19 protein-coding genes are annotated in these 24,412 nt (G+C 39.9%); 8 read left to right on the top strand and 11 right to left on the bottom strand.

The annotated features are described in order from the left end of the window. Positions 1-43: 43 nt before the first annotated feature. The 4 genes from FD725_RS20640 to FD725_RS20625 form a co-directional block, all read right to left on the bottom strand. Entirely contained in the window at positions 44-1,066 is a 1,023-nt protein-coding gene (locus tag FD725_RS20640; protein ID WP_179049874.1) for a tetratricopeptide repeat protein, read from the bottom strand. A gap of 321 nt (positions 1,067-1,387) precedes the next feature. Further along, positions 1,388-1,762: a DUF5615 family PIN-like protein gene (locus tag FD725_RS20635; RefSeq protein ID WP_179049873.1), complete on the bottom strand. Its 375-nt coding sequence runs from the start codon at positions 1,760-1,762 to the stop codon at positions 1,388-1,390. Then, positions 1,759-1,923, bottom strand: coding sequence for a DUF433 domain-containing protein (locus tag FD725_RS20630; RefSeq protein ID WP_372726687.1), 165 nt, complete (start codon positions 1,921-1,923; stop codon positions 1,759-1,761). Before FD725_RS20630 ends, FD725_RS20635 begins: the two co-directional genes overlap by 4 nt. Before the next feature lie 185 nt (positions 1,924-2,108). Then, positions 2,109-2,495, bottom strand: a complete 387-nt coding sequence (locus tag FD725_RS20625; RefSeq protein WP_179049871.1) for a pentapeptide repeat-containing protein — start codon at positions 2,493-2,495, stop codon at positions 2,109-2,111. Between the two features lie 232 nt (positions 2,496-2,727). On the opposite strand from FD725_RS20625, the gene FD725_RS20620 reads away from it, so the two are divergent. Both FD725_RS20620 and FD725_RS20615 read left to right on the top strand, forming a co-directional pair. Next, complete coding sequence (locus FD725_RS20620) at positions 2,728-3,981, top strand: hypothetical protein (RefSeq protein ID WP_179049870.1); 1,254 nt, start codon at positions 2,728-2,730, stop codon at positions 3,979-3,981. Positions 3,982-4,349: 368 nt separating this feature from the next. After that, a complete protein-coding gene (locus FD725_RS20615) occupies positions 4,350-5,225 on the top strand; it encodes a GNAT family N-acetyltransferase (RefSeq protein WP_179049869.1) in 876 nt (291 codons plus the stop codon). Between the two features lie 114 nt (positions 5,226-5,339). Here FD725_RS20615 and FD725_RS20610 read toward each other — a convergent pair whose 3' ends face one another. Then, positions 5,340-5,696: a hypothetical protein gene (locus FD725_RS20610; protein WP_179049868.1), complete on the bottom strand. Its 357-nt coding sequence runs from the start codon at positions 5,694-5,696 to the stop codon at positions 5,340-5,342. Positions 5,697-5,877: 181 nt separating this feature from the next. After that, on the bottom strand, positions 5,878-6,423 hold the full coding sequence (locus FD725_RS20605) for a universal stress protein (protein ID WP_179049867.1): 546 nt from the start codon (positions 6,421-6,423) through the stop codon (positions 5,878-5,880). Between the two features lie 383 nt (positions 6,424-6,806). Between FD725_RS20605 and FD725_RS20600 the strand changes: the two genes are divergently transcribed. The 3 genes from FD725_RS20600 (at position 6,807) to FD725_RS32625 (ending at position 12,066) form a co-directional block, all read left to right on the top strand. After that, a complete protein-coding gene (locus FD725_RS20600) occupies positions 6,807-10,625 on the top strand; it encodes a response regulator (protein ID WP_179051623.1) in 3,819 nt (1,272 codons plus the stop codon). Between the two features lie 191 nt (positions 10,626-10,816). Next, a complete protein-coding gene (locus tag FD725_RS20595) occupies positions 10,817-11,203 on the top strand; it encodes a response regulator (protein ID WP_179049866.1) in 387 nt (128 codons plus the stop codon). Between the two features lie 110 nt (positions 11,204-11,313). Beyond that, complete coding sequence (locus FD725_RS32625; RefSeq protein WP_256871676.1) at positions 11,314-12,066, top strand: hypothetical protein; 753 nt, start codon at positions 11,314-11,316, stop codon at positions 12,064-12,066. A 146-nt stretch (positions 12,067-12,212) separates the two neighbouring features. Here FD725_RS32625 and FD725_RS20585 read toward each other — a convergent pair whose 3' ends face one another. Both FD725_RS20585 and FD725_RS20580 read right to left on the bottom strand, forming a co-directional pair. Further along, positions 12,213-15,947: a HEAT repeat domain-containing protein gene (locus FD725_RS20585; protein WP_179049865.1), complete on the bottom strand. Its 3,735-nt coding sequence runs from the start codon at positions 15,945-15,947 to the stop codon at positions 12,213-12,215. Between the two features lie 193 nt (positions 15,948-16,140). Then, entirely contained in the window at positions 16,141-16,680 is a 540-nt protein-coding gene (locus FD725_RS20580; RefSeq protein WP_218653128.1) for an MgtC/SapB family protein, read from the bottom strand. A 662-nt stretch (positions 16,681-17,342) separates the two neighbouring features. Here FD725_RS20580 and ssuE point away from each other — a divergent pair. Further along, positions 17,343-17,909, top strand: coding sequence for an NADPH-dependent FMN reductase (gene ssuE, locus FD725_RS20575; protein WP_179049864.1), 567 nt, complete (start codon positions 17,343-17,345; stop codon positions 17,907-17,909). Between the two features lie 484 nt (positions 17,910-18,393). Next, complete coding sequence (locus tag FD725_RS20570) at positions 18,394-18,651, top strand: hypothetical protein (RefSeq protein WP_179049863.1); 258 nt, start codon at positions 18,394-18,396, stop codon at positions 18,649-18,651. Positions 18,652-19,027: 376 nt separating this feature from the next. On the opposite strand, the gene FD725_RS20565 is transcribed toward FD725_RS20570, so the two are convergent. Then, positions 19,028-20,356, bottom strand: a complete 1,329-nt coding sequence (locus FD725_RS20565; RefSeq protein WP_179049862.1) for a serpin family protein — start codon at positions 20,354-20,356, stop codon at positions 19,028-19,030. 375 nt (positions 20,357-20,731) lie between these two features. After that, the gene (locus FD725_RS20560) at positions 20,732-22,324 is read right to left on the bottom strand and encodes a S8 family serine peptidase (RefSeq protein WP_179049861.1); all 1,593 of its coding nucleotides are present in this window, start codon (positions 22,322-22,324) and stop codon (positions 20,732-20,734) included. A gap of 280 nt (positions 22,325-22,604) precedes the next feature. Between FD725_RS20560 and rpe the strand changes: the two genes are divergently transcribed. Further along, entirely contained in the window at positions 22,605-23,312 is a 708-nt protein-coding gene (rpe, locus tag FD725_RS20555; RefSeq protein WP_179049860.1) for a ribulose-phosphate 3-epimerase, read from the top strand. A gap of 110 nt (positions 23,313-23,422) precedes the next feature. Here the strand turns inward: rpe and FD725_RS20550 are convergent, their stop codons facing one another. After that, positions 23,423-24,292 carry an SGNH/GDSL hydrolase family protein gene (locus tag FD725_RS20550; RefSeq protein ID WP_179049859.1) on the bottom strand — a complete coding sequence of 290 codons (870 nt, stop codon included), beginning with the start codon at positions 24,290-24,292 and terminating at the stop codon, positions 23,423-23,425. Positions 24,293-24,412 lie beyond the last annotated feature (120 nt).

Genomic DNA, 24,412 nt, shown 5'->3' with positions numbered 1-24,412 from the left:
TAGGTCTGTATTGGACTCGATTGATAAACGCTATAAATATTGTCTAAAGACCATCCATAAACTGCTTAACTTTCTCAAAGGTGGCTTTGTCCTCAATTCGTTCTGCTAAGTCTTGAGCGTTTTGATAGCACGATCGCGCTAATCTTTTGCGTTTTGTTGTACCGTAAAGGCTACCCATGTTTAGCAAGGTGGAAATTTCTCCTAGAGAATCTCCCAGTTGTTGATAAATAACTAAGGCTTGTTTATAAAATTTCAGTGCTTTGCGGTGAATCTTCAGATGAGAGTAGGTATACCCAATATTATTGAGAGTTGTCGCTTCACCTGGGTGATCTTTAATTGCTTGACGTGTTAACAGAACTTGATGATAAAGTAATAGTGCTTGTTTGGGTTGCCCTAAATCAAGATAAATAGAGGCAATATTGTTGAGGGTAATTGCTTGGCCGATCACATTTTTGACGGCTTTTTGAATTGGTAAGGCTTGTTGAAGATATTCTAAGGCTTGCTCAAAGTCACCCAAGCAACTGTAAGCGAAACCGATGCCATTCAGGGTGGTAGCTTCACCCGAAAAGTCTCCTAGCAAGCGACGCATGGCTAAAATTTGGTGTTGCAGGATAAGCGATCGCTTGGGTTCACCCAACCTGACATAAATTAAGGCGACATCATTGAGTGTAGAAATTTCACCTTGAGTATCTTGCAATTTTCTAAAAATCTGGACTGCTTGATCAAAATACTCTAAAGCTTGTGCAAGTCTGCCTAGACGACTACAAGTAGAACCCAAATTACTCAAAGCTGTAGCTTCTGCTTGGATATTACTAATTTCCCTAGCTACCGCCAGCGCTTGATGAAAACTCTCTAGAGCCTGTTTTGGTTGGCAGCACCCAAGGTAAGCTAAACCAATATCATTGAGTGTATGCCCTTCTCTAGCGCGATCAGGAATGGCTTTAGCTAGTTGTAAATTTTCTCTGACCAAATCCAGATATTCTAGAAACCTTCCCTGTTGATAGTAGCCATTAGCTAGATTGCGACGTTCTTCCCACACGTTGGATAAATTGTAAGGTTGCGTCATTTGACCTCAGTTGCACTGCTGATAGATTGGCAGCTTACCTTTGGGCAAATAAAATTTTTCAGATTGCCCAACTTTAAGTTAACCATTATTCTCTACCTTTAGATGCAAGACGTAAAGGGAGAAGTATGCTAATATTAGCAACTTATCAAGGGGAATATGACTAAATAATGTGAGCAAAACATATCATTTTGCCACTAGGGATGTAATTTTCAGCCTTTTTGCTGTTATTGGGTATTGGGTAATAAGCAATAGAGTTTAAGCCGTACGCTCCTACTAAGGCATCTGTCACATTCTTTTTGCAAATTGGTGTAATATATTTCCTTAAAAAATTGGTAACTTACGAACACGTACAGAATAATCCTCAATTGTTAAGGCTGAACCTTCTCTAAGCTCTTGCTCTGACTGAGGTAGAACTTCTAGTAACCTTTGTGTCACCACATCAGGCTTTGCAGAAGACAAGCGCAACGTAATTAGACTTGGTTGATCGTATTTACCAAGAGCTACAAGCATAGAAAAGTCTAAATCTTGTGTGATGATGACTCGATTCTCAACTCTCGCAAGCTCCAAAATGTCTGAATCGGGAGCAGTTGCAGGAAGCAAGTCTGTAGTACGCAAAATATCATAGCCTTGCTGTTGCAGAGCTATGACTGTTAAAGGAGAAATATGCACATCGGCAATAAAACGAAGAGGATTCATGCCGAAGGAATAGGTTTGATTCTATCGGAAAGTGTCCAAGCTGCATAGTTTAGAGCCTGTCGGATATCTTCGGCCTCTAATTCTGGATAAGCCTCTAAAACTTCTTGAACAGAGAGTTGACTAGCTAGTAATTTCAGAACAAAGGCCACGGTAATACGCATTCCACGAATTGTTGGTTGCCCAAGACAGATATTTGGATTAACAGTAATACGGTCTAGTTGAGACATCTCCGTGGCACTCCGAAGCTTTTCAAATCCTCAATTCATTTTTACATAACAAAATTCATGATGTCTACGATAGTCTAGAGACTGGTCTGATAGCGATCGCCTAATCGGAATATTGAGGATTATGCTTTTATTTGCAAACCTGCGGCGATAGGGTCGAAATTATCAGGAAAATGGGTATGGCGATCGCAGTCTGCTTTCTCTAGATGTGCGCCTTGGAGGTTGGCTAGGCGCAGGTTGGCTGACATTAATAATGCACCTCGCAAATCTGCGTCTTGTAAATTAGCTTGACTCAGATCGGCAAAGCTAAAATCAGTACCTCGGAGATTAGCGCCTTTGAGGTTGGCTGTATTTAAGTCAGCGTAACTCAGGTCAGCGCCTTTGAGATCAACCCCTTGTAAATCAGCGTCTCCCAGTTCGGCTCGGCTAAAATCTCGCTTTCCCGCAGTATACATCTCAATTAATGTAGTAGCTTTATTAATGGGCTGCTGCTCATTAACTTCAGTCATAAAACAGCCTCACAAATGGTTTTGTTATATCGATTTTAATAACAATTACTTGGCACTTTTTATTTATTTCGTTTTCTAACGTTCTCTATTTCCTCACAAGTTCCTCAAATTTTTCTTATACTTTCAAACTTAGCTCTACTTTAGGCGTTAGCGTAGCTGACTGTAGGTATCGCCTACGCCATGAACTTATTTAAATTTACTGTTTTTTAAAATTTCCCAGGAGGGCTAATCTATGCCATGCCTGAATTTATTAACTATTTTCAATCCGTCTAATTATTGGCGTAGTGGTTATGTCACAATACCTTGGCAGCCGCTAGCCCAACAATGGCAAATCTCACCAGCAGAACTTGTCTTAAGTGATCTGCGTGACTTAGCTCGCACACCAATTAAAGCGCAAATTGACCGAGTTGATCCGGAAGATTCTTCTCGTGATACGCTGGTTTTTGCTCTGGAAAAGCCGATTCCCCCAAGTTCTGAAGATGATGTCTTAGCTTCGGGGTTTATTCGTGTAGATCGAGGAAAACCAATACCCACCAAATTAAATGAGCCATTTTTAGAGGTAGTCTACGGTACAGATGGACGAGAACGGGGGGTGCGACTGGTAAATGATCGGTTAATTGTCTGGTTCAATTTAATCCCTGCACCGGAAGATAACGGACGCAATTGGTTTTCTGGTTCAGCGACAAGTGTGCAGTTAGATCATCAGGAAGTACTTGATCCTGTACGAGCAGCTATGGGTGAATGGTTAGGACAAGACCCAGAAAAGCGTTGTATGCAGGTGAGTGAATTGCAACTACCAGGAGCTTCTCACCCTAAATCACCTTACTACCAAGTTTCTCTATTTAATCATGCTTATCGTTTAGTTACTCAATCTAGCGGTGCGGTGCGTGCCAGTATTACCATTGCTTCAGAACCATTTGATTATCTGGGTGCAGATCCAGTAACCGGACAAAATCGGCATTTAATTTGTGAACTTTATCGGGTAATTAGTTTGTATGCTGGGGCAAACTATTTGATTGAAGAATTGTTTGTCAAGGGAAAACCGAAGAATCCAGAAGACAAAATTGGCAATGGGCCAGAATTAGTTAATTTACCCTTTGGATTGAACTATTTTGCTTACATGAATATGGGGAAAACTCAAGAAATTGAGCAAGTTTTTCCTGTTCCTGATTGGTTTGCTGTTGGTTCGATGAATCCTCCCTATGCTGCTTATGGTTTAGCAACGAGTTTGCATATAGAAGCGATCGCTCATCCTCATCACGGCAATTATAATTGTTTCTCTTGGCAATTGTTACCCGGTTATGCTGCTAAATGTCTACATCTATTTATGCGTGGTCAACCTGATGGTTTTGATACTACCGTCGGTCATTGTTGGTATGAGTTGATTTACAAACCACTGCAAGCAGAAATTTATCAAGATCAAGATATTGAAAGTGAGGGGTGGGGAGTAGGGAGTGGTTTAGTTCCAGTAGTTGAAGGTCATTAGTCATTGGTCATTAGTCATTAGACATCTCCGAAAATGAATGTAGAGACGTTGCAGTGCAACGTCTCTACAAGGATTTTGGGCAATGCAGAATTAAATTCGGTCGATGTCTATTGGTTATTAGTTATTGGTTTCTAAAAAGATGAGAAGTGAAAAATATTTTACTTTCCACTCCTCAATAATCACTCCTTACACATATGTTTAATACAACAGATAGTGATATTCTCCACATCTAACTAAAGAGGCAGATTGGACTAAAAATAATGTGTATTTTTATATATGTATATAAGATATTTTTATACTCGTAAATTAGTGGCATTGATTTTGTATTATTGTAGTACACAGTGTTTTATAAATGTAATACTACAGTGATGAATCAGTATCGTTTTAAACAGTCGTTTGCTGATGATCCTCAATTAAGCGATCGCCTTTTTGAATTGATGGAAATCACATTTCCCGGACTCAAGAGTTTAGCAGAATGTGCTAGAAAGCTTGGCGCACCTTGGGAAAGTGCTTCTACTCCCTTTATGCGGTTTCATGATGATCAGGCTATTACCCATGTGGGTGTATTAGAGATACCGATGCAAATTATGGGACAAAGGGTAACTGTTGGCGGAGTCCACGGAGTAGCTACCCATCCAGAATTTCGCAGGAGAGGCTACTATCGTGAAGTTATGCAAGAAGTACTAGCATATTGTGATCAACTTTATGAAACACTAGTTTTAACAACACCAAATCCAGAGTTTTATTCACCTTTTGGATTTCGGGTGATTGAAGAATATATCTTCAAAGTGCAGGGCAATTTTAGAAGTGAGCAAAATAGCTGGAGAATCCTAGATTTTTCTGATAGTAAAGATGTCACATTATTGCACAGACTTTTAGAAACACGCGCACCTGTTTCTCACATCGTTGGAGTGGTGAATGAAAAGCCAGTATTCTGTGTCAATGAAGGCAGTAGATCATTATATTATGCAGAAGATTTAGATTTAATCGCCTCTATAAATATAGAAGAGAATCAACTGCATATTTTCGATTTAGTCAGTACCAAGACATATCATTTAAGTGATATTTTGGCAAGAGTATCTCAACCTATTAATGAAGTAATTATTTACTTTAGTCCAGACCTTTTGAATGTGCAAAACATTCAAATATTACCTCATCAATTAGAAGCAACATTTTTAATGGTTCGTGGTAAATTTGCCGCAGAAGGTGAGAAATTTATGCTACCCCGTTCTGCAAGATGTTAAAAATTAGAACTTACGCACTCAACCAATAAACCCTTCTGGGGGTGGTCAATAGTCCATAGTCAATAGTCAAAATCAAGTTTTTTGGACTATTGACTGTTGACGCACTGTAATTAATCATCTAATTTTGTCAACGAGGGATAAAGAGTTTCTACGGATACTGCTTCTGACTGATGAACCGCCGCGATCGCTGTTGGAGATGTTAGACTTCCTAAACCCAGGAATATATACAGTGTCAGTATCCCCAACAGTAGCAGCCACCAAAATAGGGTTTTTAAAGAAGTTGGAGACAGACACATAGACAAAGGACGAAGAGTTTTCCTTTGGTTGTGTGAGATTCTGGTGATTTTGGACATCAGCTACACCTCCTGATACTGGTAGGGATGGGAAGAATGTAGACGCATTTCCTTGTGCTTCCCCCATTTCCTCATTTCTTCTTCCCGATTCCTTATTCCCCATTTTCAAAGATTCCATTGTTGTTTTTTCTCGCGGTACTAAAAATTTGAGCTGGATTTGCTCATGTTCTCTGGGACTGACAGACAAGGTTGCAATGAGTACAACACACAATGAACAAACGTGATGAAACTTGTGCAAATAGCATTTCCACAATTGTACGACGGTATTTTTACAGGCGATCGCTATTAGCAATAATTCATCATTTTGATACTTTGGAGATTAGGGAAGGATAAGAGGTTGTTGGAAACTCGGATGGGGGAATTGTCACTAGACCACGTACTATATGCACTGAACAAGGAGCATGATGTAATACGTAATTACTAACACTACCAAGAAATAATTCTCTTAATCCAGATAAACCCCGGTGTCCCATTACAATTAGATCAGCATCCCAAGTAGTAGCTAATTTACATATGGCGCGACCAGGATTTCCCACAGTTTGAGCAAATTCTGTGGATACTTCAGCCTGATTAGCCTTAGCACTGAGGGATTGCAACATTGCCAAGCCTTCTGATTTAAAGCTATCCCATTGTTTTTGATATACTTCAAAACTTTGACCACTTAGTCCTGGGTAGTAGTCATAACTAGATATCATTGGCATATGGGGACTGCCTTCTTCTTCTGGAGACAGAACGTGCAGCAGCAATAACTTAGCTTGTGTTGCCTTTGCTAAAACCAATGCTTGCTCAAAAACCTGTTGTCCTATTTCTGAGCGATCTAATGCAACTAGAATCTTGTTCAGCATATAAACCTCTGGATTTCGAGAGTTAAGGAGTAATACCAATTCAAAATTCAAAATTCGTCTTGGAAAGTTTGCTCAACGGGGGAAACCCCCGCACGCAACTTTCCGCAAAATTAAGAAAGCCTGGTTTTACAAGGGTTTCCGTGTTTGGATCTGTATCAGATTTTTAGTGAATTGGTATAACGCAGTGATGACCAATGACTATTACCTATTATTTGTATAAGAAAAATTTGAGGAACTTGTGAGGAGTTATGAGTACTGAGTAAAGAGTGAGGGAGTGAGGGAGTGAGGGACAAGAAGAAAATCTGTTGACTAATGACTAATGACTAATGACTATTGACTATTGACTATTGACCAATGACCAATGACTAATGACTGATTTTAATATGAAAATTTTAGTTGTTGAAGATGATAAATTAAATGCTTATGCACTGACAGCTGTTCTCACTAACCAAAACTATGTAGTTGAGGTTGCCGTTGATGGTGATACAGCTTGGGATTTAATTCAGACTTACGACTATGATTTAATTTTGTTAGATGTCATGCTACCAAAGCTGAATGGTATCAGTCTTTGTCGGCAAATTAGGTCTAGTGGTCGGCAAATGCCAATTCTTTTGTTAACAGGTTGTGATAGCAGTCATGAGAAAGCGATCGGTTTAGATGCAGGTGCAGATGATTATGTCGTTAAACCATTTGATGAAGAGGAATTGGTGGCACGTGTTAGAGCTTTATTGCGTAGGGGAGGAACAACAGCCCAACCAATTTTAGAATGGGGAAATTTGCGGCTTGATCCTAGTAGTTGTGAAGTCACTTATAACCAACATTTACTATCACTAACTCCTAAAGAATATGCACTTCTAGAGTTATTTTTACGCAATAGCCGCCGGGTATTTAGCTGTAGCATGATTTTAGAGCATATTTGGTCTTATGAAGATACTCCCCAAGAAGAAGCAGTGCGGACTCATATTAAAGGGTTGCGCATGAAGTTGAGAAATGTGGGAGCGCCTCATGATTTAATTGAAACAGTATATGGAATTGGCTATCGGCTCAAATCGCAGGAAGCAGGGGAATCAGGGAGTAAGGAACAGATCAAAAATTCGCCATCCCTACCCAAAAGCAAATCTCATCAACAGCAAACACTAGCAGCAATAGCCGGAATTTGGCACAAATTCTATGGACGGATAGATGAGCAAGTGAAGGTGTTAGAGCAAGTAGTAATTGCTCTGTTTCAAGAGGCTTTAAATCCAGATTTATGTTTGCAAGCTACACAAGAAGCTCATACACTGGCGGGTTCCTTGGGTACTTTTGGTCTACCGGAAGGCTCAAAGCTAGCACGTAAAATAGAACAGTTATTAAAATCTAGAAATCATTTAACATCCACCGATATTAATAACTTGCAAAATTGGGTGCAGTCATTAAGAAAAGAGATTGCTGCACAGGAACCAGAAGCATTATCTTCACCAGTTAATCAACAACTGCCTTTAGTATTGGTTGTGGATAGAGATGTGGTTTTAGCTGAACAATTAGCACCAGCCGCTAATGATGGGAAATTTATTGTGACTAATGCTCATAGTTTGGAGCAAGCTAGAAATATATTATACCAACGACATCCTCATCTTGTCTTACTTGATCCGAGCGTTACTTCCCAGCAAGAAGATAATTTGCGCTTTCTAGCAGAATTAGCACAATATAAACCACCTATACCAGTAGTAATTTTTACAGAACAAGCAGATTTTCAACACCGCTTGCAGCTAGCGCGTCAAGGTGGACACACATTTTTACAAAAGCCTATGAGTGCTAGTGAGATGATAGAAGCGATCGCTCAAATACTGCAACAAAGCAGCCATGCAGAAGCTAAAGTCTTAGCCGTAGATGACGATCCGCAAATTCTCGCACTATTACAAATCTTACTCCATCCTTGGGGGCTACAAGTCATTACCCTCAAAGATCCACGCCAGTTTTGGGAAACATTAGCAGATGTTCAGCCAGACTTGTTAATTCTAGATGTGGAAATGCCACACACTACTGGTATCGAAATATGTCAAGTAGTTCGTAATGATCCGCAATGGAGTGAACTACCCATACTGTTTTTGACAGTTCACAACGATGGGGAAATGGTTAATCAGGTGTTTAGTGTCGGCGCTGATGACTTTGTTAGTAAACCCATTGTTGGGCCAGAACTAGTTACGAGAATTATCAATCGCTTAGAACGGGTGAAGCTACTACATCGTGTGAGTCATTCCCAACCAGTCGTAGCCGCACTCAAAGAAAGGACTGCTGAGTTAATCAATGTCAATCGACAGTTGCAGTCAGAACTTGATGAACGCCTACGGATTGAAGAAGCATTAAGGATCTCTCAAGTACGATTGGCGCGAATTTTAGATATTGCTGATGATGCCATTATTTCTATGGATGCCAACCAAAAGATCACATTATTTAACCAAGGTGCAGAGAAAATCTTTGGTTATTCTGCCCAAGAAATTATCGGTCAGCGTCTTGATGTACTCATTCCACAACGTTTTTTTCAAGTCCATCGTCAACACGTACAAGACTTTGGTCAGGCTGCTAGTTTAGCCCGACGCATGGGTGAAAGGAAGGAAATATTTGGTTGTCGTCAGGATGGTACAGAATTCCCGGCGGAGGCTTCCATATCTAAATTGCATCTAAATGGAGAAGTTTTTTATACGGCAATTTTACGTGATATTACAGAGCGCAAACAGATTGAACGGATGAAAGACGAGTTTGTTTCTGTCGTTAGTCATGAACTCCGCACACCCCTAACTTCAATTCACGGTTCCTTGGGAATGCTTGCTAGTGGTTTATTAACAGCCGATTCACCATCAGGAAAACGCTTGCTACAAATTGCTACCGATAGTACAGAACGCTTAGTACGCCTGATTAACGACATTCTCGATATTGAACGGATTGAGTCAGGTAGGGTAAAAATGGAACGAGAAATCTGCAATCTCAATGACTTGGTAGCATCAGCAGTGAGTATTATGCAGCCGTTAGCTAACAAAGCTGGGATAAAGTTATCTATTTCTAGCCTATCGATCCAGTTATGGGTAGATGCAGACAGGATTGTGCAAACTTTCACAAATCTCCTGAGTAACGCAATTAAATTTTCGGACGGGGGGAATACAGTATGGTTGATAGTGGAGAAACAAGACAATGAACTGTTAGTGACAGTCAAAGATCACGGACGGGGAATTCCCTCTGACAAAATCAATAGTGTCTTTGAACGGTTTCAACAAGTGGATTCCTCCGACTCCCGCAATCACGAAGGTACTGGTTTAGGGTTAGCAATTTGTCAAAGTATTGTACAACAACATGGCGGGCGCATCTGGGTAGAAAGCGTCTTGGGTGAAGGTAGTAGTTTTTACTTCACTTTACCAATTATTTCCTTACCGCAAAAGTCCGAGTTGGCTGACTCTGATGCTGCTCACATACCGCTAGTATTAGTCTGTGATGATGATCTTCTCATCCGCATCGAACTACAAACTCTGCTAGAACAAGGGGGATACCGAGTTGTCACAGTAGCTTCCGGTGAAGAAGCGATCGCTACCGCATCCATACAACATCCAGATATCATTATCTTAGATTTGCTGATGCCTGGGATTAATGGCTGGGAAACAATGGCAATGTTAAAGCAACGTCCCGCAACAAAAGATATCCCCATTGTGATTTGCAGTGTTTATCAACAGACTAGCTCTAGTCAACCTAGTCATGATTTTGTGGATTGGGTAAGTAAACCAGTCCAAGAAAGCTACTTATTACAGTCTCTCAGAAAAGCGATCGCTACATCTTCTCAAAGAGTCCGAATTTTGATTGTGGAGGACGATCCTGATTTAGCAGAAGTATTGATCACTCTGTTAGAAAAACACGACATTGAAACCTTTTTAGCCAAAACAGGCAAAGAAGCCATCCGCCTCAGCCAAACAGTCAATCCCGACTTACTAATTCTCGATTTAATTTTCCCAGAAACCGACGGGTTTGCCGTCATAGATTGGTTGCAAAAACACAATCGCCTTTGCAATGTACCGGTAGTAGTCTACTCTGCTAGAGATTTAGACGAGTCAGAACGTCAACGCCTCAAGCTAGGACATACAGAATTTTTAACTAAAGGACGTGTCACCACCCAAGAGTTTGAACAAAGAGTTATCGAACTACTCCAGCGAATTACCCATAAAAGACATCAGGAGTAAGTGGGGATTGGGGACTGGGGACTGGGGAACTCGGGGCCCCCTCTGGGGATAAGGGGTAATGGGGACTGGGAAGAAAGAATAAAGGTGTACTGAGTTTTGTTTAAAAATCAAATATGAGTCCTATACTAGTCCCTAATCACTAATCCCTAATCCCTAATCCCTAATCCCTATTGCCTATTCCCCAACTTATCATGAACAAAAAGCGAATTCTTGTAGTAGATAACGAGCAGTATATTCAAGAAGTTGCCAAAATCTGCTTAGAAACTGTCGCAGGCTGGCAAGTCATGACGGCAAGTTCTGGTAAAGAAGGGATAGATAAAGCACAAGCCGATCAACCAGATGCTATTCTCTTAGATGTGATGATGCCAGAGATGGATGGCATTGCTACCTTTGAGAAACTGCAAGCTAACTTAGTTACTAAAGAAATACCTGTAATATTATTAACCGCTAAAATTCAAGCTTCAGATCGTCGCCGCTATTCTCAACTGGGAATAGTCAGTGCGATCGCAAAACCTTTTGATCCCCTAGAATTAGCTAATCAAGTAGCCACCGCTTTAGGTTGGAGTCTAGAGGAATAGCTGAAATACTTATCTTGCTTGAGCTATATGTGACGAGAGTGGTTTAAAAACTAGATGTTCATATTTGAGATCAAGTTAAGATGCAACAAGTGATTATAGAAGCAATCTAGATGAAGCCTGAAGTTATTACAGCGATAATTGCAGCGATTGTCGCGGTTATTAGTGCAGTTATCAGTGTATATGGTCAAACTCGCATTGCCCAATTAACTGATCGACTAACGAAGCAGCGTGAAGCCGAATCGCGTGAAGCTCAGACAGCTGCTTTGATGTCTAGGTACAGAGATCCCTTGTTGCGTTCAGCAATTGATTTGCAAAGCCGTTTGTACAACATTCATAAAAACAGGTTTTTGGCGCGTTTCTACGCTGAATCACCCTCCGCACAAAGTTATGCACTTTACAATACTCTCTATGTTGTAGCGGAGTATCTTGGTTGGGTAGAAATTCTCCGCCGAGAAATTCAGTTTTTGGATTTAGGCGATTTAGAACTAAATCGTCGCTTGAGTGAACTCCTAGCCAGTATCAATCAAGCATTCGGACAGTACAAACTTGGAGTCAATTTCCGTCTCTTTAATGGCGAACAGCGAGCCATCGGTGAAATCATGACGATTCCTCGTTTTAGTAAGGAAACAATTGGATATGATTGCATTGGTTATGCAACGTTCGTGAAAAAGATGAGCGATCCAGAGTTTGCAGGTTGGTTTGCCAAGCTAGCAGATGATATTAACATGATTGCAAATGCGTCAAAAGTTGATTTAGAAAGAATCATATTAATTCACAGTAGGCTGATCGATTTAATTGATTTTCTTGACCCTCATCAAATTAGAGTACCATCAAAGCACCGAACCAGGATTGAACAGAAATAAAAAACGATCGCTCGTTGTGATACCAATTCAAAATTCAAAATTCAAAATTCAAAATTAAGAAAGCCTGAGCCTACAAGGGTTTCCGTGTTTGGATCTGTATTAGATTTTTAGTGAATTGGTATGACACAAAATAAGCATCATGTAGCTTACTTATTCAAAGTACCATTACGAACTATCTCCCTTAGCTTTTTCTCAGCAAATTCCCGGATTTGCTCATCGGGGTCATGATTGGTGCGATCGCTCAATAGTTGTATAGTCTGGGGATGGTGGGGATACTGCTCGATGATGGTTTCCAGGGCTAATTGTCTGGGGTTGCGTTGAAAGTTATACTCACGGGTAAAGGGATCATTGACGGCACAATTGTAAAATACATCAAATATCACAGGATCATCTTTAAATCCCTTGGCTAGTTCTTGTAAGGCAGTTTGGCGGACATCGGCGTATTTATCAACAGTGGCACGTTTTTTGAGAATTGCTAATGTATCAGGATCATCTTTAAATCCCCTGGCTAATTCTTGTAAGGCGGCTTGACGGACATCTGCATATTTATCGGCTGTCGCACGTTTTTTGAGAATTGCTAATGTGTCAGGATCATCTTTAAATCCTCTGGCTAATTCTTGCACAGCAGTCCGTCGCACAGATTCATTATTATCCGTCGTGGCACTTTGTTTGAGAATCGCTAATGTATCAAGATCATCTTTAAAACCCCTGGCTAATTCTTGCACAGCCGCACGGCGCACCTCAGAGTAGGTATCCACCACAGCACGTCCTTTGAGAATCGGTAGAGTATCGGGGTCATCTTTAAAGCCTCTAGCAAGTTCCTGTAATGCAGTACGGCGGACATACTGATCATTATTGATAGTGGCGTGTTGTTTTAGCCAGGGGATAGTTTGAGAGTCATCTTTAAAACTCCTGGCTAATTCTTGGACTGCGGCTTGACGGACATCAGAATACTTGTCAGCGATCGTTAGATGTTGGAGAATCGATAGTGTGTCAGGGTGATCTTTGAAACCCCTGGCTAATTCTTGGACTGCGGCTTGACGCACATATTCATTATCATCAGTCGCCGCACTTTGTTTGAGAATAGACAATGTATCAGCATCATCTTTAAAACCCCTGGCTAATTCCTGCATAGCCACTTGGCGGATAGTCCAATCATCAGCATTAGCGCACTGTTTCAGCCAAGAGAGGGTGTCAGTACTATCTTTAAAACCCCTGGCTAATTCTTGCACGGCAACTTGTCTCACAGCACCTGAATGGTCGGTGATAGTACATTTTTTCAGCCAGGATAATGTATTATGGTCAGATTTAAAACTCCTAGCTAACTCCTGGACTGCGGTTTGCCGGACATATTCACTATCGTCAATGGTCGCCCGTTGTTTAATAATTGGTAAAGTATCGGGGTCATCTTTAAAACTTCTGGCTAGTTCTTGGACTGCGGCTTGACGAACAATCCAATCATTATCCGTGGTGGCGCATTGCTTCAACCAAGATAATGTATCAGGATCATCTTTGAAGCCTCTAGCCAATTCTTGTAATGCCGCCAGCCTAACATATTCATGTTCATCAGATGTGGCTAGTTGTTTGAGCCAAGGGAGAGTTTCCCAATCATCTTTCCAAGTCGTAGCTACAGCCGCAACTGCTTTGGTACGAATTTCTTGGACTATTTTAGTTTCTTCTTCATCTAAATAAGGTTGGTAATGGTAACTTAGGTCATATTTAGTTAACCCTTTCAGGTGCTGCAATAATTTAGTAGCTGTAGTAGAAACGAGTAAACGATTACGGACTTCGGCTAAACATTTTGCGGCTAAGAAAAGGTTAATAAACTTTGCCTGCTCACCATTTTGAGCCATTAAATAATCGAGGATTTCACAAACAAATCTTGGCTCAATCATGCCTGTAATCAAGCGCAAGACTTCATGCCAAGTTTCATCTTGCCAGTGTTGACCAAATACTTGATAATTCAAATCCTGAATCGATAAAGTTTGAGTTTCTTTAAATTGCCAAACAAACTCCCAAGCACAGAAATATTCTAAAAAAGTTCGATGGACAAAAGCATAGTAATCTGCACCCAGATAAGATAACATAAAGTTGCGAGTCCGCAATTGATTAATCATGACTCTGGCAACTATCACAGGTTGTTCAAACTCAATATTCTTTAAATAACGAATCAAAATTTTCTCTAAATTCCCAGTACTAATCAAATTACCAGCTAAACCTTTTTCACTGGTTTGCATCTGATAGGCAACTTGACGCAACATTGCTTGCTTATCTTTATAATCAATCGTTTTGGGATCTAAACGATAGTCTTCCACCAAGGCGCGTTCTACATCCCATTGATGCAGCAATACCCGTGATGCTTGTTCGTAGAGGGTGGCTCTATCTCTGGGAAGTTCTTGATTCCGGTTGAGAATAGCCATCATTGTCAATAGTAAGGGATTACCGGCCAATTCAGCGATCGCTTGGGATGTGTCAATGGCTCGTTGCAATCGCTCTTTCTTGCGGAGTCTATCTACTTGCTTACCAAAGGTTAATTCATGCCAACGGTTGATAAAGTCTTGAATTTGTGATAGTTCTAGGTCTTGCAACATAAAATGGCGAAATTCAGCATCCCGCAACCTTTGGGGTTTATAACCAATTAAACGAGAAGTGACAATCACCCGCACATCAGGATATTCATTGGTGAAGCGATGAATATCTGTAATCACATCTTCTCTTTTCCCTGGCTCAAATACTTCATCTAAGCCATCAAACATCACCAAAGCATTACCATCTTTGAGTTGTGCTGACAATTTGTGTTGATTGAGATGGTGAACTATACCACTACATTTATGAAAAAAATCAATAAAATTACTACATTCATTATTTTCGCGCCGACGCATATAAGTGCGTAATTCAACTAATAAAGGAATTGGTGTAGCAACAGCATTTCCTAAAGGTGTCTCTGCCCAATTTAATGCTAAGAATTGTAGTAAAGTAGACTTACCTGAACCTGGATCTCCTAAAATCACTATATATTTGTAATTTTGTCGATCATTAATAATATCTAATACTGAAACAATTGGTTGATCAATATAAACTTGTTTGTAATATTCCACCTCATCTGGGGAAATATCTTCGATTTGGTTACTCTCTTGCAAACGTTTAAGATGTTCTTTAGGTAGTTCATGTACTTGAGGTAAAACCTGATGAATTTCTCGCACATTTTGGGCGATAAACATTCGCCATAGTTTTAATTCATTGTAAGCATAACCTGTTGTATCCAAACTATCTAACTTTAAATTACCATATTGCTCATTCAACCCTTCTTGGTATCCCAATAAATCAAAATTTGTGGGAATTCCCGCAATTTCTTGTAAGCTATCTTTAACTTCTTCTAAATGTTGAGAATCAAGAATTGACCGGAGTTTTTCTGATTCTCGAATAATAGCCTTCACTTTTTTAAGATAACGTTTAGCTAGTCGTTCCCAATCAAATTCATCAGGCAGACTGGGCAATTTCATCTCACACCAAGCATGGGATAAACTTTGAGAGTTGATAAATTGGCAGTCTGGGTTAAAAGGACTGCCCAGAATATTTTGTAGAGCTTGATTTTGAATAAAAATCTTTAAAGGCTGGGTATATTTTTGCAGTTCGTTATCTTCTAAGTCAGCGTCTTCTAATTCTTGCTGCATTAATTGCAAAAATTCTTTCAATGCTTTGCCAGCAGCAATTTCAATATCTTCTTTTTTGAGTTGCTGTAAAATGTTATTAGGTATACTTTTTAATATATCCTTCGCCCAGTCTTTCGCCGCATCCTTGGCTAAGTCCTCAAAAATTGACTTGAAAACAAAACCAACAGCTTGAGTTACTCCCCAGACAGCTAACCAATCTAATATCATACCCGCGTCTGTTTAGCTTTTGACTTCGAGTATATCCATTAAATCTGATAATTGCTCTAGATTTCAGCATAATTGAAGAAATCTGCTATGTGGAATTAATACCTAATTTTTAAAAAAACTGTACATCTATACCTCTTTTCTTCGCTGTTTTCTCTACAGGTAAGTCAGTGCAAAAATTAAACTAGACTACTATTTAGCTATTTTCATCATCTTCTTCAGAAGTATCAATTATGGTTTGACCATTTCTCTGTTTAGCTAAACTTTGATTAACTCTGACTGTTTTATTGATGCGCTTCACTCCACTGAGGGTAATCAAAGTTAACAGCCCTCCGATTAATCCCATTTGCCACAAACCACAACCAATAGCTGCGCCTAATCCAGCCGCAGTCCAAACACAAGCAGCTGTAGTTAAGTTTCTGACTTTAGGTACTGTAAATTCACTAGAGGATTCTTGCAAAATTAATCCTGCGCCAAGAAATCCTACACCAGTAGCAACACCCTGAATTGTTCGACTCAAAGCATTGGTAGCAGCATAAGGACTATCTCCTTCAGCTTGTAGAGGAATCATAACAAACAGAGCTGCTCCCATACTCACTAACATAAATGTTCTCATCCCTGCTGGCCTACCCCCTTGCTGACGGTTAAATCCAATCATGCAACCAACTACAAGTGCCATTGTTAATCTAAATCCTATGTGTGGCCAGTCGTCAGCAGTAATCAACATCGACCCCATTGCTTTACTCCTTATAAAAAATAGATTTTGTATATATTGCCAGTAAGTTAAATGAATACTTAAAGTACTGTAAGTCTACTTCATTACCGTAAATTAAGTAAAGTTTAACAAATAATTGTCATTAGGTAAAATAACTATAGGACTTACGCACTCAACCAATAAACCATAAATGAGGGTGGTCAATAGTCCATTGTCAATAGTCAATAGTCAATAGTCAAAATCATGTTATTTTGGACTGTTGTCCCTTACGGGTGACGCTCCTTCTCCCAAGGGGAGACGCTACGCGAACATCGCTAACAGTGTCTATAATTTAAAAATTAAATTTTAATTTTAAGTGTATATATAAATACAGCACTATTCATTATTGGTTTTTGTGTGATTGCGGGGATTTTGCTCAAGGCTGAATATACATTGAGTCGGTCGGAATACAGTAGAATTGACAAAAGTCTCTTGCTTATCCATGAAGAATGTGTAATACTCATAAACAACAAAATACGGTAAACCGATAGACTTACCGTTATTTATAAGGAAAAGACTTATCTGTGAGGTCGTAGCTAACAAAGATTTTTCCAAACAGCAGCACTAAGAGAAAGCCGCATTTGTCTCTTAACTATCCTGCGGTTATAAGCATGAAAACTATAAAAAACAGGGAGTTGAATTTAATGACTCGTATTTTAGCGATCGCTGGTAGTCCTTCTCACCCTTCCAGAACCTACAGCATTCTAGAATATACCGCCAAACTTTTACAACAAGAAGGCTTGCACGTCGATATTTTATCTGTGCGTGATTTGCCTGCGGAAGATTTAGTGTTTGGCAGATATGATAGCCCTGCATTAGAAAAACCAAAAGACTTGCTAGCTAAAGCCGATGGTGTAATTATTGCCACCCCCATCTACAAAGCCGCTTACACAGGCGTACTCAAGACATTTTTAGACTTGTTACCACAAAAATCATTGACAGGCAAAATAATTTTACCAATAGCGACTGGTGGAGCGATCGCTCATTTATTATCAGTGGAATATGCTTTAAAACCCATCCTATCTGAATTAGGTGGGCGGCATATTCTTGCCACCATCTACGCTGTGGAAAAACAAATTGAAAAACAAGCCGATGGTAGCATCCGTCTAGATGCAGAAATTGAGCAAAGACTTCATGATGTGTTGCAAGAATTTACTAAAGCTCTAAGATTTTCTGCCACATCCACTCAAGAATTAGTTAATGCTAATTAATCTCTCTTTACTCAGCCTAATCATTAATTCATCAACCTTATACCTCCATATGTTCTTGTAAGCAGATGGGATAACTTTACTCATCTGCTAATTTTCTTAACCCCTGATATTTTGTCAAAAGTCAACTATCAATGGTTAGAACTTTATAAATTATTAATAGATGAATATAAAAACTACAAATATATAAGTTGTCTCCTAACCTCTGCTAGTGGTAGATGGTTGAAAGATATTCAACCATCTGCTACCTTACTCAATAATTACCCATAGCAGGGAATAGGGAATAGGCTAGAAATTATTTTAGTTTTAATATTTTATAATTAGGTTATTTCCTCATCTACTGAGCGATCGCTATATTTTTAAATACAATTTAGCTAAACCCAGACAAAGACACACGCACAAATGAAGAAATTTATTCCCCAACTCCATTTTTTACTGAGATTTGATCTCCCAGCTTAAGTTTTCACTATTCAAGATGTAAAATTTTATGAACCCGCAGTCTGATGTTCTTTCAGAGTTATGCGATTTTCTCTATCCTCGCAGTCCCTATTGTGGAGAATTCAAGCCAGAGTATTTGAACTTTAATGCCAATCTCCAAGAATTTGCTCAACGAGTGAATTATATTTGTGGCTTGCAAACTAATGGCAAGATTTCTCCAGAAGAAGCTTATAAACAAATTCACCTGTTGTGGAAGCAATTAAAACAAGCCAAGAAGGCATTAGTTGAACAAGAAAAAAGTCATTAGTCATTGGTCAATAGTCAATAGTCAATGGTCAATAGTCAACAGTCTAAGTTCTGAAAATACATACTACTTCTCTTAGAGGTTGTTTGAAAAGTCAAAAAGTATACTATAAACCCCTCTCCATAGAGCGTTCGCTAGCGTGTGCTTTGCACTCAGCGCTTCTCGTAGAGTACCTCTCACGCCAGTTGCTACAACGGGGGAAAAATACGCAACGCACTGGCTCCCCGAAAGGTCAATAGGCTTTGAAACCCTGATTTTCCTGTTCCCCTTCCTTAGTAGAGAAGGGGTTAGGGGTTAGGTTTTTGAGATTTTGGTGTTACGCATGATACTTTTCAAACATCCTCTAATGACTAATGACTAATAACCAATAACTAACTAATCATGGCTCTACAATTGCACCCATGAACAAAATACTTTTAGTTTGATTGTCACGAATTGCACAGAAAAATGGGCGGTCAACAATCATTTTAAATGGTGTTTGTGGCTGTCTTGCGAATGTAGCTCTAAAGCCTACAGAGGTAGCTGCACTGGCTTCTGTGCCTTCTTCGTTTACTTCTACAAATGCTTTATGCTTAACTTCACTAATGGCAATATTTTTCCCTATACCAGAAAAATCGGCTTTGTTAGTAAAAGCCTCCGCCATACCTAATGTTTTCAGCGCATCGTTGAGTGTAATTTCGTAATCTGTCTGAAATCGGGGTAATTTGATGGAGCCTTTACGCTTATTAAATTGAGACATCCACTTTTCCCAATTCTCGGCATTTAAGTTTTGCTGAAAGACTTGGAGGTTAGATTTTTGTTTGGGCAGAAATACATATAAGCTAACTCTACCATCTTGACCATATGGCAAACTCACAGCCTGAAATTGGTCATTTTCATAATATCTATAATCACCCGTTTGGGACATCATTGGGTGTTGTTTTTGTTGCCCAGATACCGAATAAAATGGCTGTGTAGTTGTTTGGGATTTAGCAAATTCTTGACTCCATTTACCTTTAAAATATATGGCATTAATTAAAAATAGCACCTCGTTGGGGGCAATTTGTTTGACAATCTTGTTGATTTTACCGCCAGTATTGTCTTTTACCCAATCGTTGATGGTATTGACAGATGTGACATTTTGAAAATCTATGTTTGCCACTTTGGCTTGATAGAAATCACGGGTTATTTGGATAAAATCAGGACGCAAGCTAATATCTTGATTTACCCACAGTGAGTTAGCAATATTCAGTTGGACATTAGCATCTGGGTTTGAGAGCAACTTATTTAATGCAGCGTAATTTGAGTTGATTTCTGGTAGACTGATACCCTGAAACTCAAGGGTTTTAGCCATTGCTTGTTGGGTAGAGCCACTAGCGCCATTGTAAGCTATGGCTAGTGCTGTACCAATACTCATAGGTGAAACAAAAATGTTTTTGGTTGGTGGAGTGTTTTGTAGCCCAATTTCGGAAAACAGCTTGAAGCCAAATCTATTGTTAGCATCAACGAATTTAGTATCCGGCATCACTGTTTTTTTTTGCAATGGTGAGTCTGTTTGAGATAGACTAGGCTGGGCGATCGCACTAGAATTACCATTAACTTGAGAGCATCCGATTACACCAAGTAAAACAACGCTAGCTGCTGCTAAAACGTAACGTCTTCCCAGGCTAACAGCATAACGTCTTTGTAAGAAACTTTCTCTCACCCCACTGAACTTCTGCTGAATCATGCTACTACCTCACTTGCCAAAGTTTTTTAGCTGTCTACCAAGCTTGACGTTAATGCTGTATTAATTATTTACTATGGCATTAACAAAACTAAAACACTCGATGGTTACAGTTTTGGTAACAGTAGGTGGTAGGAGAAAGACAATATAACTGTGGCTGAAGTTTTAGTAAGGTGACACAAAAGATTAATGTTTACAGCGTTGATTTTTTTCAATCTATCTTCAGATTGAATATTTGTACTTTAAACTACTCCATGTAATAAAACGTGAATTCGATGGACTATGCTTTAACCTCACACCTAACCCCTCTCCTCGTAGAAGAGGGGAGTAAAATCTGTGGCAGTCTTGCTATTGTTAAATGCGTGCATAATGTGATTTTCAATTAACAGGAACAGTCCACCAAGCTAGAGCATAAGGTTGGGTAGCTTCATTGACTCGTTGACGAAACTGTACACGGATTTTGTAATTGCCATTAGCAGGAACAGGACAAAAAATATGTTCTACACTATCAATTTCACTAATGGAAGCACAAACAGCAGCAGTTTCTATACTATTAGCATCAGATTTTACTAGGTAAAGATCGAGGTTATTTAAACCGCGATCACTAAATTTTTCACCCACATCAAATTGCTGGTTGCTATTAGTATCATTGAGTTCCACTAACCGATCCCAACTTAAAGTAATCGCCACAAAACTACCTTGCTTTAAAGGTTTTGCTAACCCATAATCAACAGATTTACCCACATCAACTTGGCGATAATCCCAACCCATAGCGGGAATTGCGGCTGTTGGTTGCCATTGACCTGCGCTAAATTGTTGATAGGCACGAAACGCATTTAAATGACCTGCTCCCATTTGGGCATCGAGGGGAATTTTTGGGTTTTGATAAGCATCAGAAGCTAACCAATCGAGATTTTGTTTATCAATTAATGTCCGCGTCATACCCAAACGCAAACCATTACCGCTATCTTGAATTTTTTCGGCAGAATTGAGTAAAACGGCTTTCATCACTTGATGACGACGACTATCAACACTCCAATTAGGTTTTTTGGTGCGTAATTGTCTATCGCCAAATTCTTGTAGCAAAGCCACCGTTGCGGTCACATGAGGTGCAGCAAAACTAGTCCCCGTCACTTTATTCAATTTGCCATCGGGGTTGAGCAAAGTAATATTACTCCCAGGCGCAACAATACTCACAGCACGCCGACCACCCACATTAAATTCCCTACCAGCCAAGCGCCCACTCACACCTTGATTAGTCCCAGCCAAGTTGGAAACGTCAACTTTATTAAACATCTCTCCTTTGCGAGACGAAAAAGCGACGTTAACTCCGTTAAAATTATCTGTAGGGATGGGTATACCCCCTTTACCCTGATTGCCTGCGATCGCATACAACACATCATGAACCCGACTAGACCAATCAACACACAGGGTTAGTAAAGCATTACCATCTAGAACTGCATCTGGTCTGGGGTCACGGTTGAGAGGTTCACCAAAACTAAAGTTAATCGCCCGCACATCACCACCATTTTGTAAGGCAATGTGTTGAGCTGAAATACACTCTTCTGGTTGACCCATATTTTTCGTAGAACCCACCGCCGACGAATATAATCTCGCCGCCGGTGCAACCCCAGGTAAACCCTTGTCTTGACTGACCATCACACCAGCAACATTATAAGCATGAGGGTCAACACCATTATTAGACTTAGCCGGGCCATTGCGTAAAAAAACCGCCGCCAGTGAGACAGCACGGTTTTTCGACACAGCTTTATCCCAACCAAACATCCCCGGACGGCCTATTTCTACCTGACCAATGGCAATCTTGCGACCGAGTAAATTATAAGGCGATCGATGTAACCTAAAAGCATCAATACCACTACTTCCTAAAGAAGTTTGTACAGCAGCCAACACAGGCATACTCAAGCAAGTAGCACTTAATCCCAAAATTATCCAGCTGAGTTTTTTAGTCATAGTTAATTAGTCAATGGTCAATGGTCATTAGTCATTAGTCATTAGTCATTAGTCATTAGTCATTAGTCATTAGTCATTAGTCAATGGTCATTAGTCAATGGTCATTAGTCAACAGATTTTTTTCTTATCCCTCACTCCCTCACTCCCTCCCTCCCTCACTCCCTCACTCATAACTCAGCACTCATCACTCCCCCACTGCTAAATTTTCTAAATTCTCAATATTTTGTTACAGTGTTTTGTTACAATACTTACAGACGAGGACGCATAAAACCCACTAGCCATGACCCAAAATCGATCTGAGAAACCCATAGTAATTGCTCCATCTATCCTATCAGCCGACTTTAGCCGTCTCGGTGACGAAATCCGTGCCGTAGACGCAGCTGGAGCCGATTGGATTCATGTTGATGTAATGGACGGTCGTTTTGTACCCAATATTACAATAGGTCCTCTGATAGTGGAGGCAATTCGTCCAGTTACAGCTAAACCTCTGGATGTCCACTTGATGATTGTGGAACCAGAAAAATATGTGGAAGGCTTTGCTAAAGCTGGTGCTGATATTATTTCTGTTCATGCTGAACATAATGCTTCTCCACACCTCCACCGCACCTTGGGACAAATCAAAGAACTTGGGAAGAAAGCAGGAGTAGTACTTAACCCTGGTACGCCTCTAGAATTGATTGAATATGTACTAGAATTAGCTGACCTAGTACTAATCATGAGCGTTAACCCTGGTTTTGGTGGTCAAAGTTTCATCCCTGAAGTATTGCCAAAAATCCGCAAACTGCGTCAAATGTGTGATGAACGGGGTCTTGACCCTTGGATTGAAGTAGATGGTGGACTCAAGGCTAACAATACTTGGCAAGTTCTAGAAGCGGGTGCGAATGCAGTCGTTGCTGGTTCAGCTGTATTCAACGCCAAGGATTATGCAGAAGCTATTACCAATATTCGCAACAGCAAACGTCCTACACCAGAATTAGCAAAGGTTTAACAATAAGAATTCAGGAGTCAGGAGTCAGAATTCAGATGACTTCTGAACTCCACTTTAATAACCAATTTATAGATAAAAAAAGGGCGCTGCGCGTCCTTTTTTTTGGTAAATTATCTGCTACAATTTGCTGGGATAATAGGCTTTGACCCACCTTGTAATACTGTTTTCAAGGCACAACTCCACTCCTCGGCTATCAACTTATTACCTTGATTATTCAAGTGAACACCATCAGGACTAAAAATATTTTCCTGATTGGACTGATTAATGATTGCAGTGTGCATATCCACAAAGAAAATGCGTTTTTTCTGGGCAGATAATTGACTGATATACTGCTTTAAAAATTCATTGGCTGTAGTTTTAGTTTTATTCTGATCAACTCCCTTCTGAATATCCCATTTGAATGGGGGAATAGAAGCCACTACAACAGCAGCTTGGGGACGTATTGACAAGATACTATCAATAATTCCTGGTAGAGATTCTTTCAGTAAGCCGGAAGTTTTATCACCCCGGACTTTATCTCCAAAAAAATCATTAGTCCCAAGCATAACTAGCACCACATCTGGTTTAGTCTTTTGCACCCAGTCACGAACACTTCCTGGTTGCTTCTCCCACCCAGGTAGACGAATATTTGCACCGGATTTTTGCCATACTTGCGCCGCACTCCATCCACCATGACATTCGTTATCTCGGTCTGAATGCTTGCTATCTTTTTTAGTGCCTACCCAATCTATAGTAGAGCCAAACTTAGTTGCAGCTACGGTTTGACGCAGAACTGTAATGTTATTGGCACAAAGAGAGTCACCTAGAGACATGACTTTGATTTTAGTCGCGGCGGTAACGCAACTCATGGGTAGACAAAACTGTAGCCCTAAAGCTAAACCTAAGTTAACCCATCGACTCCAAAGTATTCTCTGACTGGGATGTTGGACACCCTTGGATGTGCTTAACAAACTGCGGATTTGATTTTGAACAGCCATCATAATCATCCATCAGATTCATCAGCTATCTCTCGACTGAATTTTTACTGGAAAAGTGCCATTTGCGTAAGAATTTTTCCAGTAGAACTAAAAATCCTCCTTTTTTGAGTATTGAATTTAGAT

Origin of the sequence: Nostoc sp. TCL26-01, from assembly GCF_013393945.1 — a bacterium.
Classification (GTDB): Bacteria; Cyanobacteriota; Cyanobacteriia; order Cyanobacteriales; family Nostocaceae; genus Trichormus.
Note: the sequence above shows the minus strand (reverse complement) of the source record. Positions and strands in the feature narration are given on the sequence as shown.